9 protein-coding genes and 1 pseudogene are annotated in these 19,234 nt (G+C 42.6%); 5 read left to right on the forward strand and 5 right to left on the reverse strand.

The window, feature by feature from the left end; all coding sequences use genetic code 11:
* Positions 1 to 40: 40 nt before the first annotated feature.
* Positions 41 to 694 carry a hypothetical protein gene (locus ATG70_RS04390; protein ID WP_098443151.1) on the reverse strand — a complete coding sequence of 218 codons (654 nt, stop codon included), beginning with the start codon at positions 692 to 694 and terminating at the stop codon, positions 41 to 43.
* 172 nt (positions 695 to 866) lie between these two features.
* Here ATG70_RS04390 and ATG70_RS04395 point away from each other — a divergent pair, with 172 nt between their 5' ends.
* The 4 genes from ATG70_RS04395 to ATG70_RS04410 are packed head-to-tail and all read left to right on the forward strand — an operon-like array spanning position 867 to position 5,318.
* Positions 867 to 2,888: a tetratricopeptide repeat protein gene (locus tag ATG70_RS04395; protein WP_098443152.1), complete on the forward strand. Its 2,022-nt coding sequence runs from the start codon at positions 867 to 869 to the stop codon at positions 2,886 to 2,888.
* Positions 2,889 to 2,918: 30 nt separating this feature from the next.
* Positions 2,919 to 3,647, forward strand: coding sequence for a glycosyltransferase family 2 protein (locus ATG70_RS04400; RefSeq protein WP_098443153.1), 729 nt, complete (start codon positions 2,919 to 2,921; stop codon positions 3,645 to 3,647).
* Positions 3,644 to 4,777, forward strand: a complete 1,134-nt coding sequence (locus ATG70_RS04405) for a glycosyltransferase family 4 protein (RefSeq protein ID WP_098443154.1) — start codon at positions 3,644 to 3,646, stop codon at positions 4,775 to 4,777. Before ATG70_RS04400 ends, ATG70_RS04405 begins: the two co-directional genes overlap by 4 nt.
* Before the next feature lie 16 nt (positions 4,778 to 4,793).
* Positions 4,794 to 5,318: a hypothetical protein gene (locus ATG70_RS04410; protein WP_098443155.1), complete on the forward strand. Its 525-nt coding sequence runs from the start codon at positions 4,794 to 4,796 to the stop codon at positions 5,316 to 5,318.
* Between the two features lie 55 nt (positions 5,319 to 5,373).
* On the opposite strand, the gene ATG70_RS04415 is transcribed toward ATG70_RS04410, so the two are convergent.
* The 4 genes from ATG70_RS04415 to ATG70_RS04430 form a co-directional block, all read right to left on the reverse strand.
* A complete protein-coding gene (locus tag ATG70_RS04415; RefSeq protein ID WP_098443156.1) occupies positions 5,374 to 7,302 on the reverse strand; it encodes a tetratricopeptide repeat-containing glycosyltransferase family 2 protein in 1,929 nt (642 codons plus the stop codon).
* 14 nt (positions 7,303 to 7,316) lie between these two features.
* Positions 7,317 to 9,029 carry a glycosyltransferase gene (locus tag ATG70_RS04420; protein ID WP_098443157.1) on the reverse strand — a complete coding sequence of 571 codons (1,713 nt, stop codon included), beginning with the start codon at positions 9,027 to 9,029 and terminating at the stop codon, positions 7,317 to 7,319.
* On the reverse strand, positions 8,995 to 11,052 hold the full coding sequence (locus ATG70_RS04425; protein ID WP_098443158.1) for a glycosyltransferase: 2,058 nt from the start codon (positions 11,050 to 11,052) through the stop codon (positions 8,995 to 8,997). Before ATG70_RS04425 ends, ATG70_RS04420 begins: the two co-directional genes overlap by 35 nt.
* Before the next feature lie 67 nt (positions 11,053 to 11,119).
* A complete protein-coding gene (locus ATG70_RS04430; protein ID WP_142329557.1) occupies positions 11,120 to 18,049 on the reverse strand; it encodes a DUF6385 domain-containing protein in 6,930 nt (2,309 codons plus the stop codon).
* 625 nt (positions 18,050 to 18,674) lie between these two features.
* On the opposite strand from ATG70_RS04430, the pseudogene ATG70_RS04435 reads away from it, so the two are divergent.
* Positions 18,675 to 19,034 (forward strand): annotated as a pseudogene (locus ATG70_RS04435) (SDR family oxidoreductase); the annotation flags it as partial.
* Positions 19,035 to 19,234: the final 200 nt, after the last annotated feature.

Below are 19,234 nucleotides of genomic sequence, written 5' to 3' on the forward strand. Positions count from 1 at the left end.
ACAACTTACTAACGATAATAACTGGAGAAGAGGAGACATATTATTGGAAATTCATCAGATGATCGTGACGGCGCTTCATTTTCTTTTCTTTTATATTAAACAAAGTCCTTGGGCCTTCTACCTTTACTACCTGAGAAAGTTTGATATTCACGTCAATCTGCTTGAAATAATTAGAGCTACAGTCCTCTTCCGTGCAGATCACTTTTACATCACAGCTATAGTCATTAATAAAGCAAGATACATTAGCGCCTTCCGGTCTATGAAGGAACAAATTTTCTATTATAGAAAATGGTTGTGCTAGTGATGTACATCCTTCGTTCATTGAATTCGTAAGTCGAATGACATAATAACCCTGTATGAGAAGTTTTACCTTTTGATAAACGACTATTTCACCAGAGGGAAGTAATATCTTCACATCTTTATGGCCGTTTTTAATCGGAATTTCAGTACATTGAAGATCATGAGAGGTTGTAGGATTGATAGGATACCCATCTGGATCAGACAAAAAACATTCACCAACGAGTGATTCTTTTTTATCTGAGTGAGCAAGTTCATCACATAGGAAGTCTAGCCTCACTAATCCATTACAACCTATGAAGCTTTGTGGAGGAACCTCAATTTTCCTGACAACATGATCATAAATGGGTTTATTGACACAAGGTCTATTTTTTGAATCTTTATTTAATAATTGCAATTCCCTCTCTCCTTAAGTCTATTTATATCTATTTTATTGAGGTTCAAAGGTACTTGTTCCATTATTCCACTATGGCCCTTTGCTTCAAAATTAGGTATCTCTACTTTTAAAGAGCATAACATTATAAGAGATCAGAATCCTTAAGTCTTACTGGAAAGGGGGGTTATCTGATATGTCAATGGTGATCCATACAATGCCTGTTATGCTACGTAACGATCGTGATCTATCAATGTTGAATTTATGTTTGGAGAGCTTGTCAAAATCAGAAGATAATCCTTTTATTGTTATGTTTAATCAAGGGGACTACACGAACGATAAGTTGAGGGAGATAGTGAATAAGCATTTGGTTAATTTCTATATTATGGGTGATGGAGAAAATACCGGTATCCCCTATGCTAGGCAAGCTTGCTTTGAGTATATATGGAAACATTACCCTCATTGCTCCTTTATTACCGAAATTCATCCAGACATGATCTTTTCTCCGCAATGGACGCTTCCTTTACAAGCATTCTTGCACAATAATCCTGATGAACCTTGTGTGTCTCCAGGAATACTAACAGCTAATGGCGAGTGGCATCCCCATCAGAAGGGGATACAAAGTGTAAAGATACCTGATTCGCTTGATATGTTAATCAGTCTATTAAATGAACATATTAGACCGGAAATAAAGGAAGGGTTTGTTCACCCAGTGATGCATCGTTCAATTGACCTTAAAAAAGTGGGCGGCTACATAATTGAAGATCTGCCTGGTAAACAAGGTTATGAAGATGATTATCTATTACTGTCTTACTATCATATACTGCGGTTACCAAAGAATTGGAAACCGAAAGCTGATCTTCGAAGCTGTGTTTTTCATTATACAATGGCTCAAAGGATGAGGTTACCCGGTATTGTAGAAGAGTCTAATAAGAATTTACAGGGTTTGATCCGTCGTTTTGGGACAATGGGGCTCCAGGAACTTAGAGGCATACAGGAAATTCCTGTTCAAAATGAAGTGACAAGTAAAAAACTTGTTCACTTTCGAGACGATGAGTATGGTGACCTAAGCGATGTTTCTAGCATACAGGGGTATTCTTCTATCGTGGTGTCAAGGAGAGAAGAAACTTCTCAGGGGAATGGATTCACATACCTTCCAATCTCAATGACAAAGCAACTTGATCCGCAATGTTGTATTGCGATCGTAAACCATCCATTTTGGTTCAAGGAAGTGAACCAATGGAGTCCGAAAGCCATCATCAGTTATATACCAGATTCGTTGCTTACGAATAATAGTGACCACATCGATTTTTATACGAATGCATTGTGCTTAAAATCAGATGTTATTATAACAGATTCAGAAGAGAGCTTTATTAAATTGTCATTAAACTATCCGGTTGTCTTTTGTTACTCGTCTTCAGCCTATTGCGATATCCATCAATCATCTATCGAATCGCCTCCTTCTGCAGATCAGAACACTTTATTATTAGAAATAATAAAGTGCCTAGAGAAAGATGGAATTGTCTCTTCTCAAGAACTTAGTCAATTGAGTTATAGGAAGAGGAAAGCTAGAATAGATGAATTAAAAATGTCTCTTGAATCAGAACCGCACCACGAAGAGAACCTTTTCTTACTGGCGAAGTATCTCTATTTGAGCGGTGACTTTTCTGAAGCTGAACATTACTTTTATCAGGCGTTTTCAAGAAATGTAGTATTTAACAGATTCGACGGATTAAAGAAATATTATCCATGGTGTTCTCTTGTTCAGGCTAGACAGGGAAAGACGAACTCTGCTCTTAATTCGCATGGAATACTTGCAACGACACCGGAATTAAAGGCACATTATTATCAGTTGATTGCTATATATGATGAACAAGCCTATTCATTTATTAACGCGGAGATTTGTCGAGTTCATGGTGACTCACAATATGCTTTGAAACAATATGAAAATGTTCAATTCAACTTAGCAAAGTTAATTAAATATAAGCTTTATAGAGAAAGAATGGAATTTGATCGAGCTTTGGATCTTTTATCAGAACACAAGGATGAGCTGAATATTAGAAAAGAGAAATGGCTAGTCCTTGGGGAGAAGGAAGAATTAATGGGAGACAAGAGCCGTGCAATTAATTATTATCTTCAAGCAGCCAGTCATGATGAAGCAGTAATAAGCAAGGTTCTTAGAATTGAAGCTATTGATCAATTTATCCGTTTGTTGTGATTCATCATACAAATGAAAGGAGGAGTATAGATGCAACCGGTTCGTAAAACATCTGAAAATACCCTAACAGCGCTTCTCCAAGTGCGTAATGAAGAAGGCCGCTATTTAAATGAAGTATTATCAGAGTTGAGCGATTATGTAGACGATATGGTCATAGTGGATGATGCAAGTACGGATCGAACAGTGGAAATATGCCAATCCTTTCCCAAGGTGAAGGAAATTATTCCACTTCCCCAAAGTCAATTTAACAGGGAATGGGAATTAAGAAGTACACTATGGCGTGAAGGCTGTAAATATGAACCAGATTGGGTTCTAGCGATTGATGCAGATGAGGTATTTGAATCTTCTTTCAAGACACACGTTCGTGATTTGATTAATCAAGATCAATTCGATTGGGTTAGTTTTCGAATGTATGATTTCTGGGGAGGTCGAACTCATTATCGTGAAGATGAATTCTGGAACTTGCACAGACACCATACGATGATGTTAGTTCGCTATTTACCTGATTTCCCTTACTACTATATACAGCAGGATCATCATGTGAATCGTTTACCCTTATCATATGGTGCTCTTACAGGGTATTTATCCGACATACGTGTGAAGCATTATGGTTGGGCAGGTGATGAATCGGATAGAAAGCGAAAATATGATCGATACATGAGTATTGACCCTGAAGGAAAGTGGGGAAACTTGCAACATTACAAATCTATACTTGATCCTTTCCCTAATTTGGTTGAATGGGAGGAGGGGGCTACTTGAAAAAAGTTTCAATACTAACTCACAGTTTCCTGGATGCTTATAATAATCAAATTACGAAGCTATATGGGGGAGGGCTGGAACGTTACCTTTATGAACTATGCCTCATTCTTAAAGAGAAAGAAATCGATGTGGAGGTTCACCAGCTCTCCTTCAATGAATCTTTCGAAACCAAGTTAGAGAGTACAGAGATCGCAGGAACGATTGTGTATGGTTACTATTGTGATGATCTTGATAAAATTGCTGATATTTTTGAAGAGATGGCCAAAAAGGCATCTGGTTCACTTATTTATGCAAGTTGCATCTGGCATCCCATTCAATATCGTCCTAATAGTCTCGGTATTTGCCATGGAATAAATTGGGATAGGATAGACTTAGTGATTGAAGCAAAGGATCAGGTAAAAGAAAATGTCCAACGAGCCGTCACCTCGTTATCAAAAATTGTATCGGTTGATTCACACTTTCTAAGTTACTGTCGCTCTGTTTGTCATTATGATGATCCTGAAAAAATTGAGTTGATACCTAATTTTGTTGATACAGAGAAATTCGTACCAGGGGATGCGAAAGCTGTTGAAGGAGGGCGCTTACGCGTACTCTTTCCTAGAAGAATTAGTCATGAAAGAGGTATCCTCTTAATGATGGCTGCCACTGATCTATTGTTACAGAAATTTCCTCAAGTCGAAATCATGTTTGCTGGAGAGATGATTAAAGAGACTGATATTTGTAGAGTATTTCAATACTGGATGAAAGTACACCCGAACAAGGATCGGATTATACATGAAGTTTGTTCGTTTGAAGATATGCCAGATGTCTATCAAAAAGCTGACATTGTTGTGATTCCTACTGTTTATTCAGAAGGGACTTCTCTATCATGTTTAGAAGCATTAAGTGCCGGATTACCTGTTATCGCAACGAACGTGGGAGGACTTAATGACATTATTGTTGACGGCTTTAATGGATATCTCATCACTCCTACAACGAACCGACTAGTGGCAACGATTTCAGAATTAATAACAAATAGAGAAAAGCGGTCGATGATCGCTTCGCATGCTAGAGAAACGGCAAAGGCTTTTGATCGAAGCATTTGGCAAAATAGCTGGAGAGGTGTCCTAGAAGAGTATTTGCAGGAATAACTAAGGAGGCGATCGTATGCCTAACTATAATGTGTTCTCAAACATTAGGGACCCCCTCACTACAGAGGATATTGCCGCTACGTCAGCAGCAAATGGGGTAAATTACCGAGCTACTACTGGTTCGGTGGGAGTAGCAGCTAACGCTTTCCTTGCTTTCCAATTGTTGAACCCCACCACCTCTAGATACGCAGCGAGAATCGGAAGGATATTGGGGGGCGCCGTAACAAATACCGCCATTTTTCTAATGCGTAACGCTACAGTTTCGGGTGCGACGACATTGCAGGCAATAAATACGAATTTTGGTTATGCCAATGCTAGTCAATTAATCCCTAGTTTTTCGACAAGTACAGTTAATCCTGTAGTAGGAGGAGGGACATTTAGTACACTGATACAGACAGCGGGGATTATTACGGATGATGAACTTGGAAAAGTGATTTTACCTCCGAACAGTCGTTTGGTCATTGATGTCCAGAACTTAACGAATCAAACGAATACATTAGCAATAACACTAGGATGGTCAGAAGTAAGTCCAACTTCTTAAACAGAATTCAGGAGAGAGTGCGTAGCGTGAAGCTAACTCTCTCCTTTACCTTTTTCTAAGAAGATAAATGAAAAGCAATAGCTATTAATCTATTTTCATCTACTAGCTTCTCGGATGATCCATGTTGTTTCGCTAATAAGTAATAGAGATAAGAAAGAGTGATTCGGGGTAAGGGGTTTGTGGGGGAATGAGTAATTAATGAGTTGAGAATTTCTTTTGCGCCATGATAGTTCTTAAGTTTCAGAAGAAGTATACTTAAAGTTAATTTTTCTCGTTCATTTAAATGAAGTAAGATTGAAGTCAGCTGCTTGACTATCCCCTTAATGAACCATTGAGGAGAAGCAAGGATCAGATAGAAATGGGACAACGGGTACAACATGTCCTCAGAAGTTAATGCTTGCGTCGTATTAATAAGGCGCAAATACCCTTTCCAACACTGCGTTTCTATAAGCATCAGCTTTGCAAGATACAAGGCGTATTTGTGTTCGTCGGATTGTTGTCCATGTTCCAATACTTCGTTAAGATTTCTTAAGACAAGATATTTCGAGGAATAAGTGTTCAAGAGATCTATGCCGTCTTGATTTTCTTCATAAACTATCGCCCATTGGAACAGAATTTCCTCCATCTTTAATTCACGCTTCTCCGAGTGGAGAGCGGCTAGCGCTTCCTGTTTATGTCCTTCTATAAAAAGTTTTATGGATACGGAAAGTGGTTTAATAGTAGATATTAGTTCAGCACGTATGTCTAGCGGGACTAAACCCCATATTTCTTCCAGAAAATGAAACTTTCCATTGTAGGTTAAAGATCTTATTAAAACTATCCATTGTTCTTTTGTTAGCTGCTCTTTCCAACTAGTTAATTTATTCATCATTTCAGATGAGGAAGAGAAGAATAAGTGCCCTAATACCCAACGGCTCCATGCAGGTATGTAAGCCGGGTGAAAATCTAATGCCACTTCATAATAATATAGTGCTTCAGTTGGTTCGAGGAGTTTCTCGTATATAGTGCCTAAAATATAAGCAGATCGATAGGATCCTGATCCAGATAAAGAAGAATAATTTGAATTGTCTCGATAAGAGTTTAATGAACGTAATAGCGTATTTTTTGCAGATTCATACTGGTTCAGAAATAGGTGAAGATCTGCTTTTACATCAAGAAGGTCAGGGAAATCTGGATAATAAGTTAGCCCCTGTTCGATAAGAAGAAGGGCTTTGCTATCCTGATGGAATAAGCGCATGAGATGAACGGTTTTTAGAAGTAGATCAGGTACATAATCTGAAGTTGGTGGGAGTTGTTCCAGCAGTTCGACAAATGTATTCAAAGCTTGAGAATTCTGACTTGCTTGTAAATGTTCAACCCCTAAAGCATATTTCATTCGTATATTCTCAGGGGTTACTTGTAATGCTTTCTCTATTATTCTTACATTTCTTGTGTTTTTTTTCTTGAGAGTAATCATGTCATCGAGATAGCCATAGTGAAAAATAGTCAAGTCACTTTCTTTTATTTGTAACTTTAGTTCATTCATTGAAGATGTTATTTCTTCATGGATCTTTCCACGAAATTGTATGTGAAAATGGTTTTGAAAAAGTCGACATGCACGATCGGTGAAATAATGGGCTTTATCAAATTTTCCGTAGTAATTAATGAAGTTCAGATAGTATCCTTCTGCATTTGATGTCGTGATGAGATCGACAAGTTTTGGATGGCAAAGAATATCAAGCTCCTCATCCGCATCTAGAATAAGAATCCAGTCACCTGTTGCCTCGTTAACTCCTCTGTTCCTAGCTTCACTAAAATCATCATTCCATGTGTAGTTGATAATGGTTGCCCCGAACGCTTCGGCAATCGTGACTGTTTGATCGGTTGATCCTGTATCTACTATGATGATCTCGTCAGCAAGATTCTTCACAGAATTTAAGCAACGAGTTAAGTAATGCTCTTCGTTACATACAACCATACAGACAGATAAACTTGTTTTTTTCACAATTTTAATTCTCCTTACTCAATTAATCCTTCTTCAAAAGGAAGTGTCATTTTGGCTGCACGAATTAACTCAAATGATGGATGGTTCTTTAAAACCTTATCAAAATGATGTTCAGCGTTAAATGAGAGTGTTTGGACAATTTGGAGAACCGAATGAGTTTGAAATTTCATTTCTTTCGTCGCATGTTCTTCCTTCCATTTTTCGATATACTGTTGAAATGCACGGTGAAATCCTTGTGAGTATAAGATCCTGGCAATTCTTTCTGTATTCAGTATGCTTGTTAAAGAATGACCATCTAATCTAGGGTGAATGTCTGAGGGGAGGTTTGTTTCTGAAGAATTCTGCAAGAGAAATAATCTCGACAATTGTTCATTTATAAGGAGTGGCTTCGGTGAATTTTTTTCCTTGTTCTGATAAGATGTGTCTAATAGTCTGCATTCTTCTTTAATCTGTCGCCAGAGGTCTTGATCCGCTATACTTGAATTGTTTTCTTCTAGCCATAACGTTAGTAATTGTTCAGCTGTGGAATAGCAGTGGGTTCGTAATAATATGTTCAAGATTACTTGTCGTTGCTCCTTAGAATCCAATTGGATTTTACTTGTTAATAATGTAAGTAAGTCATTTTGTCTTTCTGTAGAGCGTAATAATTGAAAAATCCGATAAAGTGGTCGGTGAGATGTTGGTAAGTATTGATAAGAGCAATAATAATGGTCAATCGCTTCATTATCTTCACTAAGACTTTCGTTCACTAATCCAAGCAAGTAATGAGTTGAGAACGTTCCAATGCCAGCCTCTGTATGGTAGTACTTGGGTTCTGATAATTGAATCGCTCTTGTTAGGCTTTCTTTTGCAGAAGGAAAGTCACCGCTGGCCATAAAGTAACTTCCTTTGTAATGATGAAGATCTGTATACTCAGGAAAAGCTTCAATTCCAGCATTACAACATGTGATTGCTTCATCAATTCGATTTAGTGCACCAAGACACCTGGCCTCACATTTATACAAGAGGTGAGTATAATTAACTTTCGGATCAACGAGTTCTCGTGATTTCTTAAAACAGCGTAGTGCATTCTCGAAGTCTGATAACTGTAAATACTCAATACCGATATTGTAAAGGTGGAAAGGATTGTTTGGATTGCTTTGTAACTCTTCCTTTAACAATGTAATGTTTCTTGTCGTTTTGTTTTTTTGATCACGGATTGTAGGTTGATACCCATAGTGATCGACACAAACGCTCGTCATCACAAAGCGAGCTTCTGGGTTAAATCTTTGGATGCTATCTGCAATTTGCTCATGAATAGCGCCTGAAAATCGGTACTCGGGACGGTTTTGGAACATCCTTATTGTTGGGTTTACACTTGCCTCTTTTCCTTTTTCTCCGAAATGGTTATACACTCTAAAGAAGTAAGCATCTGCATCGGGGTAAACGATCCACTTCTTCAATTCTTCAATGGATTCCGAACATAGTTCCTCATCAGCATCTAAAAACAAAATCCATTCCCCATTTGCGTGTTCAAGTCCGATGTTACGGGAAAGAGAGAAGTCATTCTTCCATTCTTCTTCGATAATAGTAGCATTATGTTGTTTGGCAATTTCTATCGTGCGATCCGTAGAGCCTGTATCAACTATAATGATTTCCGAAACAACCTCCTTGACGCTGTTCAAACAATTACTGATAAAATCCTCTTCATTTTTAACAATCATGCATAACGAGATGCTGTTTTTCATTATTTCGATTCCTCCTTTGGCGACCTCTCCAATTCGAATGCCAGCTGTATTTAGAAGATAATTCAATCGATAAATTGACTTTCTTTAAATTAGCCGTAAAGAGGGGGTACTCAGGTGTTTTTTCGTTCGAATCTTCAAGCAGCGCTTTAGCTTGCTGGTTGTAACAAAGGGAAGCGCCGATATGAGCTCTTACATCATCTGGTTGTTCCATTAGCACTTTCTCAAACAATAAAGACGCGTCATCCCACTTGCCTTGATCGTATAAATATTCTCCGATAAGAAAAGTTCCCTCAACGTCAATTGAACCTTCTTCCATTAGCCTAAGCAATTCATCATATCCTTTTTTTGCATACCCTTCATAATACTTCATTTTAGCAACGAACAAGTGAAATACGGTGTGTAAAGTAAGCAAGCGATTAAGCGTTTGTTCTGCACCTAGAATGATGGCTTGGTGTAAGAAATGTTTAACGAACAAGAGAAAGTCAATATCATTCTCGGACTCTTCTAAAGTAACGTTCGAATCCAATGATTTCTGTATTCTGTCATAGAAAGAAGCTTGAGGAAGTTTTTGGATATAGGAAATTAATTCTTTTGGAATAGGCTTCGCTTGTTCCAAATAAATCAAAACTAATGATTGAATAAGAGTATTTCGGATTGGTTGTACTTCTTCGGTCAATGCCATCAATTCATCACTAGCCTTCTTTAATTCACCTACTTGTAGATAACTCATTATGATATTTTCCTTCATGTTATTTGACTGATCTTCTAGATCGTCAATCACTTCTAGAAATTCTTGATAGCAGCCACCAGTGTATAGTACATTGGCCAGTTGTGTTAAACAATGTTGCTTTAAGTGTGGGGCGTCTGGTCTGTTTGCAAGTGATGGAGTTAATAAATGAATCAGTTCTTTCTTTATTTCCTGATTAGAGATGTTGGATGCAATTAGGATATCTACAAATCCATACAATGCATGATCGTAGTAAGGGCAATGTTGTAATGCATTCATATAAAATTGAAGTGCATCAGCATAAGCGAGCCATTTGACAGCGATATCTCCCATTAAAGTCCAAGCGCGAAATGTACCTGCTCCCATTTCGAGTACGTATTTAGAAGAGGGTGACTCTTTCGTTGCGTTTTGAAAAGCACGAATGGCTTTGTCTTCTTCGTTCATACTGAAATGACATAAGCCCAAATAATAATGAAGATCTGGATAGTTGGGATAATTTTGTATTTCCTTCTCAACTAACAAAATTGCAGAATCATATGATCCAACTTTTATCATCACTTTTGCAAGGTCACGTACGATAGTGGGTCTAAAAGACATGTTTTGTTCCGTTAGATTAAGTGCTTCCTGCATTAACTTGATGGCGTGATCGGATTGCGCCAATTGATCGTAAGTCAATCCAAGGTGATATAAATAGTATGGTGGTTGTGGAGTTTCTTCAATAGCCTTTTCTAAAATCTTTAGATTTCTCATCGGTTTCTGATTCACTCTAAGGGCATCAGGTAGGTATCCATAGTGAATGATTTTTGTCCCAATTTTACCCACAACTTCGATTGAGTGGTTATGCTCTAAGATAGATGGGAGGATGTCTTCATGTATAGGTCTCTGGAAAGAATAATATGGTCGAGATCGAAATATTCGAATAGAAGAATGAGATAATTTCTCGTATGGGAGTGGTCCTGTTAAATTTTCAATTTCTGTCCAAAAGGCTTCTTTATCTGTCTGCATTAATGTTTTACGAATTTCCTGTACATCTCCAGTGAAAATTTCGTCAGCATCCATATAGAGAATCCATTTGGTTTTCGCTTGTACTAGTGAAACATTTCGAGCTTTGGAGAAGTTATCATCCCATTTGATTTCAATCACGGTTGCACCGAAGGATTTAGCAATGGCGATGGTATTATCTTGCGAACCGGTGTCAACAATAATTATTTCGTCTACCAATGACTGAACGCTGCTAAGACATTTTGCTAAGTGTTCGGACTCATTTTTCACAATCATATGTAGCCCTATTAACATAAGAAGTTAGCCTCCTAACAAAAGGATCCCTCTGCTATGAACAGAGGGAGTATAGTTTGATTTCATTTTATGAGCCTTGCGCATTAAATATTACAGAGATAGTACCTGAAGCAAGAGTAGTTGAAGATCTATAGGAGAGTCTCGTATATTTTAAAAACCTCTGTGGAACAAGGACATCTACTGAGCCGGCTCGTAAAGCAATAGTTGTTACATCTGTGTACCAATTTGTTCCATTTGCGCTTATTTCTACAATTGCATCGACTGTTCCTGTAGGACTTGAATTATACACAAAGAATGAATAATCTTCTAAAATAGACGTCGTGATGGATGATAATGGTGTGAACGTAGAGCTTGTTGTGCCCACATTGACATTGAGAAAACTTTGTTCAATAAACGTATTCTGTGAGACGGCTGTAAGTGTTCCGCCTGTAATCGTAACGGAAGGAATTTCAGCTGTAAGTGTCCCAGTAATGGCATTAATTGTTCCACCTAATATAGTGGCATTGATGAAACCAGACGTGATTGTAGCGCCGAGCACACTGGTAATGGTTCCGTTCAAGATGTTATTGAGTGTACCGCCCAAAATGGTTGCGTTGATATTCCCGCCTGTAATGGTAGCGCCAAGGACACTTTGGACAACGTTAATAGTTCCACCAGTAATCGTAACAGAAGCGACTTCCGTCGTAACGGTTCCCGTAATAGCGTTAATGGTTCCGCCGAGAATGGTAGCGTTGATAAATCCGGATGTGATGGTAGCGCCAAGCACACTTGTAATGGTTCCGTTCAAAATGTTATTCAGGGTCCCACCCAAAATGGTGGCATTGATATTGCCAGCCGTTATCGTGGTACCTAAGACGCTTTCGACCACATTAAGCGTACCTCCTGAAATGGTAACAGAAGCGATCTCCGCGGTGACAGTACCCGTGATGGCATTGATGGTTCCGCCGAGAATGGTAGCGTTGATAAACCCTGATGTGATGGTAGCGCCAAGGACGCTCGTAATGGTTCCGTTCAAAATGTTATTGAGGGTACCACCCAAAATCGTGGCATTGATATTTCCAGATGTGATCGTCGCACCTAAGACGCTTTCGACCACATTGAGCGTGCCGCCAGAAATGGTAACCGAAGCAATATCAGCCGTAACAGTACCCGTGATGGCGTTGATGGTACCACCAAGAATGGTGGCATTAATAAATCCGGCCGTGATGGTGGCACCGAGCACACTATCTACGGTATTAAGTGTTCCGCCAACAATTGTAGCTGCCTGCAATTCATTGACGGAATCGAGGGTACCCGCCGTGATCGTCGCTCCCAAAAGATTTTCAACGACATTGAGCGTACCTCCTGAAACGGTAACGGAAGCGATCTCCGCAGTGACAGTGCCCGTGATGGCGTTAATGGTTCCACCCAGGATCGTGGCGTTGATATTCCCAGCCGTTATCGTGGCACCTAAGACGCTTTCGACCACATTAAGCGTACCTCCTGAAATGGTAACAGAAGCGATCTGAGCGGTGACGGTGCCCGTGATGGCGTTGATGGTGCCCCCGAGAATCGTGGCGTTAATAAATCCGGACGTGATGGTGGCGCCGAGCACACTTTCCACGGTATTAAGCGTCCCGCCGACAAGGGTAGCCGCCTGCACTTCATTGACGGAATCGAGGGTACCCGCCGTGATCGTAGCTCCCAACAAATTTTCGACGACGTTGAGCGTACCACCTGAAACGGTGACGGAAGCGATCTCCGCGGTGACAGTACCCGTGATAGCGTTGATGGTGCCGCCCAGGATCGTGGCATTGATGAAACCAGACGTGATGGAGGCACCTAAGACGCTATCCACGGTATTAAGCGTCCCACCCACAAGAGTCGCCGCCTGAACTTCATTGACGGAATCGAGGGTACCCGCCGTGATCGTAGCTCCCAACAAATTTTCGACGACGTTGAGCGTACCACCTGAAACGGTAACGGAAGCAATCTCGGCGGTGACCGTACCCGTGATAGCGTTGATGGTGCCACCTAGAATCGTGGCATTGATAAACCCTGAAGTAATCGTAGCCCCAAGCACACTTTCGACGGTATTAAGCGTCCCACCAACAAGGGTAGCGGCCTGCACTTCATTGACCGAATCGAGTGTACCAGCGGTGATCGTCGCTCCTAAGAGATTTTCGATAACATTGAGCGTGCCCCCTGTAACCGTAACGGAAGCGATCTCCGCGGTGACAGTCCCCGTGATGGCATTAATCGTTCCGCCGAGAATGGTTGCGTTGATAAATCCTGAAGTAATCGTAGCGCCCAGGACACTTTCGACCGTATTAAGTGTTCCCCCAACAAGAGTCGCAGCCTGAACTTCGTTGACGGAATCAAGCGTTCCCCCAACAAGAGTCGCAGCCTGAACTTCGTTGACGGAATCAAGCGTTCCAGCTGTAATAGTCGCCCCTAAAAGATTTTCGACGACATTGAGCGTGCCACCTGAAACGGTAACGGAAGCGATCTCGGCAGTGACAGTTCCCGTAATGGCGTTGATGGTGCCGCCAAGGATCGTGGCATTGATGAAACCAGACGTGATCGTGGCGCCTAAGACGCTATCCACGGTATTAAGCGTCCCACCAACAAGAGTAGCCGCCTGGACTTCGTTGACGGAATCCAGTGTTCCCGCAGTAATCGTCGCTCCCAAAAGGTTTTCGATGACATTGAGCGTGCCGCCTGAAACGGTAACGGAAGCGATCTCGGCGGTGACGGTTCCCGTGATGGCATTGATGGTGCCGCCGAGAATGGTGGCATTGATAAACCCTGAAGTAATCGTGGCCGCAAGCACGCTTTCCACGGTATTGAGGGTCCCGCCGACAAGGGTAGCCGCCTGCACTTCATTGACGGAATCCAGTGTACCAGCTGTAATGGTCGCCCCAAGAATGTTTTCAACGACATTGAGTGTGCCCCCTGTAACCGTAACGGAAGCGATCTCCGCTGTGACCGTTCCCGTAATGGCGTTGATGGTGCCGCCGAGAATGGTTGCGTTGATAAATCCTGAAGTAATCGTAGCCCCAAGCACACTTTCGACGGTATTAAGTGTGCCCCCGACAAGAGTGGCAGCCTGCACTTCATTAACCGAATCCAGTGTTCCCGCCGTGATCGTCGCTCCCAAAAGGTTTTCGATGACATTGAGCGTGCCACCCGAAACGGTGACAGAAGCGATTTCAGCTGTGACAGTGCCTGTGATGGCGTTAATGGTGCCACCCAGGATGGTAGCATTAATAAACCCGGACGTAATCGTAGCCCCAAGCACACTTTCGACGGTATTAAGCGTCCCACCAACAAGAGTCGCAGCCTGAACTTCATTGACGGAATCGAGGGTACCCGCCGTGATCGTCGCTCCCAAAAGATTTTCAACGACATTGAGCGTGCCACCTGAAACGGTAACGGAAGCGATCTCCGCTGTGACCGTTCCCGTAATGGCGTTGATGGTGCCGCCGAGAATGGTTGCGTTGATAAATCCTGAAGTAATCGTAGCGCCCAGGACACTTTCGACCGTATTAAGTGTTCCCCCAACAAGAGTCGCAGCCTGAACTTCGTTGACGGAATCAAGCGTTCCAGCTGTAATAGTCGCCCCTAAAAGATTTTCAACGACATTGAGCGTACCACCTGAAACGGTAACGGAAGCAATCTCGGCGGTGACAGTGCCCGTGATCGCGTTGATGGTGCCGCCAAGAATGGTAGCATTGATATTGCCAGCCGTTATCGTGGTACCTAAGACGCTTTCGACCACATTAAGCGTACCTCCTGAAATGGTAACAGAAGCGATCTCCGCGGTGACAGTACCCGTGATGGCATTGATGGTTCCGCCGAGAATGGTAGCGTTGATAAACCCTGATGTGATGGTAGCGCCAAGGACGCTCGTAATGGTTCCGTTCAAAATGTTATTGAGGGTACCACCCAAAATCGTGGCATTGATATTTCCAGATGTGATCGTCGCACCTAAGACGCTTTCGACCACATTGAGCGTGCCGCCAGAAATGGTAACCGAAGCAATATCAGCCGTAACAGTACCCGTGATGGCGTTGATGGTACCACCAAGAATGGTGGCATTAATAAATCCGGCCGTGATGGTGGCACCGAGCACACTATCTACGGTATTAAGTGTTCCGCCAACAATTGTAGCTGCCTGCAATTCATTGACGGAATCGAGGGTACCCGCCGTGATCGTCGCTCCCAAAAGATTTTCAACGACATTGAGCGTTCCACCTGAAACGGTAACGGAAGCGATCTCCGCAGTGACAGTGCCCGTGATGGCGTTAATGGTTCCACCCAGGATCGTGGCGTTGATATTCCCAGCCGTTATCGTGGCACCTAAGACGCTTTCGACCACATTGAGCGTACCACCTGAAACGGTAACGGAAGCAATCTCGGCGGTGACCGTACCCGTGATAGCGTTGATGGTGCCACCTAGAATCGTGGCATTGATAAACCCTGAAGTAATCGTAGCCCCAAGCACACTTTCGACGGTATTAAGCGTCCCACCAACAAGGGTAGCGGCCTGCACTTCATTGACAGAATCGAGTGTACCCGCGGTGATGGTCGCACCCAAGAGGTTTTCAATGACATTGAGTGTGCCACCTGTAACCGTGACGGAAGCGATCTCGGCGGTGACGGTGCCCGTGATGGCATTGATGGTGCCACCAAGAATGGTGGCATTGATAAACCCGGATGTGATTGTAGCTCCCAGCACACTTTCGACAGTATTAAGTGTTCCGCCAACAAGAGTCGCAGCCTGCACTTCATTGACGGAATCGAGTGTACCCGCCGTAATGGTGGCTCCCAAGAGGTTTTCAACGACATTGAGCGTGCCACCTGAAACGGTAACGGAAGCGATCTCCGCTGTGACCGTTCCCGTAATGGCATTGATGGTACCGCCGAGAATGGTTGCGTTGATAAATCCTGAAGTAATCGTAGCCCCAAGCACACTTTCGACGGTATTAAGCGTGCCCCCGACAAGAGTGGCAGCCTGCACTTCATTAACCGAATCCAGTGTTCCCGCCGTGATCGTCGCTCCCAAAAGATTTTCGACGACGTTGAGCGTACCACCTGAAACGGTAACGGAAGCAATCTCGGCGGTGACCGTACCCGTGATGGCGTTGATGGTGCCACCTAGAATCGTGGCATTGATAAACCCTGAAGTAATCGTAGCCCCAAGCACACTTTCGACGGTATTAAGCGTCCCACCAACAAGAGTCGCAGCCTGCACTTCATTGACGGAATCGAGTGTACCCGCCGTAATGGTGGCTCCCAAGAGGTTTTCAACGACATTGAGCGTTCCGCCTGTAACGGTAACGGAAGCAATCTCCGCGGTGACGGTGCCCGTGATGGCGTTAATCGTGCCGCCGAGGATCGTGGCATTGATAAACCCGGATGTGATCGTGGCACCTAAGACGCTTTCCACGGTATTAAGCGTTCCGCCCACAAGGGTAGCGGCCTGAACTTCGTTGACGGAATCGAGTGTGCCAGCAGTGATGGTCGCACCCAAGAGGTTTTCGACGACGTTGAGCGTGCCACCAGTGACCGTAACGGAGGCGATCTCCGCAGTAACGGTTCCAGCAATGGCATTGATCGTTCCGCCGAGGATCGTGGCATTGATAAAACCAGATGTGATTGTGGCGCCAAGAACACTATCGACGGTATTAAGTGTCCCCCCAACCAGGGTAGCGGCCTGGACTTCCTTGACGGAATCGAGTGTACCCGCGGTAATCGTCGCTCCCAAAAGGTTTTCGATGACATTGAGCGTACCACCAGTGACCGTAACAGAAGGGATTTCGACGGTGACGGTTCCCGCAATGGCGTTGATGGTACCGCCGAGAATGGTAGCGTTGATGAAACCAGACGTGATGGTAGCTCCCAGCACGCTTTCGACGGTATTTAGCGTTCCACCGACAAGAGTGGCAGCCTGCACTTCATTGACGGAATCAAGCGTTCCAGCTGTAATGGTCGCCCCTAAAAGATTTTCAACGACATTGAGCGTCCCGCCGACAAGAGTAGCGGCTTGAACTTCGTTGACGGAATCCAATGTTCCTGCAGTAATCGTCGCTCCCAACAGATTTTCGATGACATTGAGAGTGCCACCCGTAACCGTAACGGAAGCAATCTCGGCAGTGACAGTCCCTGTAATGGCGTTGATGGTGCCACCTAGGATCGTAGCGTTAATAAATCCGGACGTGATGGTGGCTCCAAGGACGCTTTCGACCGTATTAAGTGTTCCCCCAACAAGAGTTGCAGCCTGGACTTCGGTGACGGAATCCAACGTACCCGCCGTGATGGTCGCTCCGAGGAGATTTTCAACGACATTGAGTGTTCCACCGGTAACCGTAACGGAAGCAATTTCCGCCGTGACAGTCCCCGTGATGGCATCAATAGTGCCGCCAAGAATGGTGGCATTGATAAACCCTGACGTAATCGTAGCCCCAAGCACACTTTCGACGGTATTAAGCGTCCCACCAACAATTGTAGTGGCCTGGACTTCGTTGACGGAGTCCAGTGTTCCGGCTGTAATGGTCGCCCCTAGAACACTTTCGACTGTATTAAGTGTTCCGCCGACAAGAGTGGCTGCCTGCACTTCATTGACGGAATCGAGTGTTCCAGCGGTGATCGTAGCTCCTAAGAGATTTTCAATGACATTGAGAGTGCCACCCGTGACCGTAACGGAAGGAATCTCGGCGGTGACGGTTCCCGTGATGGCATTAATCGTTCCGCCGAGAATGGTGGCATTGATATTACCGCCCGTGATAGTCGCGCCTAGGACATTTTCAACCGTGTTGAGTGTCCCACCCACAATAGTAGCCGCTAAAACGTTTTTAACAACGTCCACCTTTGGACAACAACAATGACCTGGCTGACATTTACATTTTGCGTTTGCTATTCCTTGTAAAGAGCAGTCAATCTTTGGATCTTCTTTCTTACGAGGTTTGGAGTTATTATCGTCGTTACTAGGATGATAGCGGCTGATAAAAATCACCCCCAAAGTTGGATTTATAAAGTGAAAAAATTTATTTTTAGCGAAAATGCACGCGAAAAATAACCGATAAGCTCTTTAATCATATAGAAGAATATGGATTGATTTAATAAGCTATTTACTCACCGGTAAACAATTCGACAATTTATTAAATAATTTGACGGATTAATTTTCCCTTGAAAGTTAGTTGGATTGGCATAAATAATCATAATTAGCATCCCATTATACAGTTGCCTCAAGGTGATATATCCACTTTGTGAATATATCCAACATAATTGATAAGTGCATAGACAGGTTTATGTGATTTCAATTTTCTAATGGCTATAATTAGGAGAGGTTTTATTCATTAATTCCTTTTTTGTTTGAGCAAAATGTTTATTTCTCGATTTATGGGTCAGTTGAGTAGGTCATTCACTTTACTCGTTTATCAGCTATGGTGAAAATTTGTAAGGACCTCCCAACCCTAAGCCCTATTCACTGAAATGATAGGTTATGAATAGCGGTAATGTGGGGATAACGCATAGTGTTTTTAATATTCTATTCTTTTTATAGAGATATTTGCGTATTTTAGCAATTAAAGAAGTTGTACAAACCAAATGTAGGAGGAGAATTATAGTTTATTGATGTAGGTGGAAGCATCCTTACGATGACATACCTTGGTGGCGAGCGTGTTGTAAATAACTACAACGTCATGGGCGTAGCAAAGGCATCGCTTGATGCAAGTGTGAAGTACCTTGCGAATGACCTTGGCAAAGACAACATCCGTGTTAATGCGATTTCAGCTGGTCCGATTCGTACGCTTGCGGCAAAAGGAATTGGCGATTTCAATTCGGTAATTAAAGAAATTGAAGAGAAATCTCCAATGCGTCGCACGGTAACGAAGGAAGACGTAGGAAACACGGCACTATTCTTAATGAGTGATCTTTCAGGTGGGATTACTGGAGAGATGATTCATGTGGATAGCGGATATAACATCATCGCAACTTAATAACAAAAAAGACAATGGGAAGTTAAAGGTTGTACATGCATACCGTGTATAATTCTTTAACTTCCTTTTTTACATAAGGGTATATTGAATCAGTTATTATCTACCGCAACCCGCAGTTGCATGAGATTGCAACTAGAGTTATCTTTACTATTATTCATTCTATCCATAATAATGGAGAATAAGAAAAGAGGTGATAGATG

This window comes from Bacillus sp. es.036 (assembly GCF_002563635.1).
Taxonomy (GTDB): Bacteria; Bacillota; Bacilli; order Bacillales; family Guptibacillaceae; genus Guptibacillus.

What these genes read in the sequence shown, in the direction of transcription:
- ATG70_RS04395 (WP_098443152.1), top strand. Translation starts at nt 867, where the DNA reads ATGTCAATGGTGATCCATACAATGCCTGTTATGCTACGTAACGATCGT.
- ATG70_RS04400 (WP_098443153.1), top strand. Translation starts at nt 2,919, where the DNA reads ATGCAACCGGTTCGTAAAACATCTGAAAATACCCTAACAGCGCTTCTC.
- ATG70_RS04410 (WP_098443155.1), top strand. Translation starts at nt 4,794, where the DNA reads ATGCCTAACTATAATGTGTTCTCAAACATTAGGGACCCCCTCACTACA.
- ATG70_RS04420 (WP_098443157.1), bottom strand. Translation starts at nt 9,029, where the DNA reads ATGAAAAACAGCATCTCGTTATGCATGATTGTTAAAAATGAAGAGGAT.
- ATG70_RS04425 (WP_098443158.1), bottom strand. Translation starts at nt 11,052, where the DNA reads ATGTTAATAGGGCTACATATGATTGTGAAAAATGAGTCCGAACACTTA.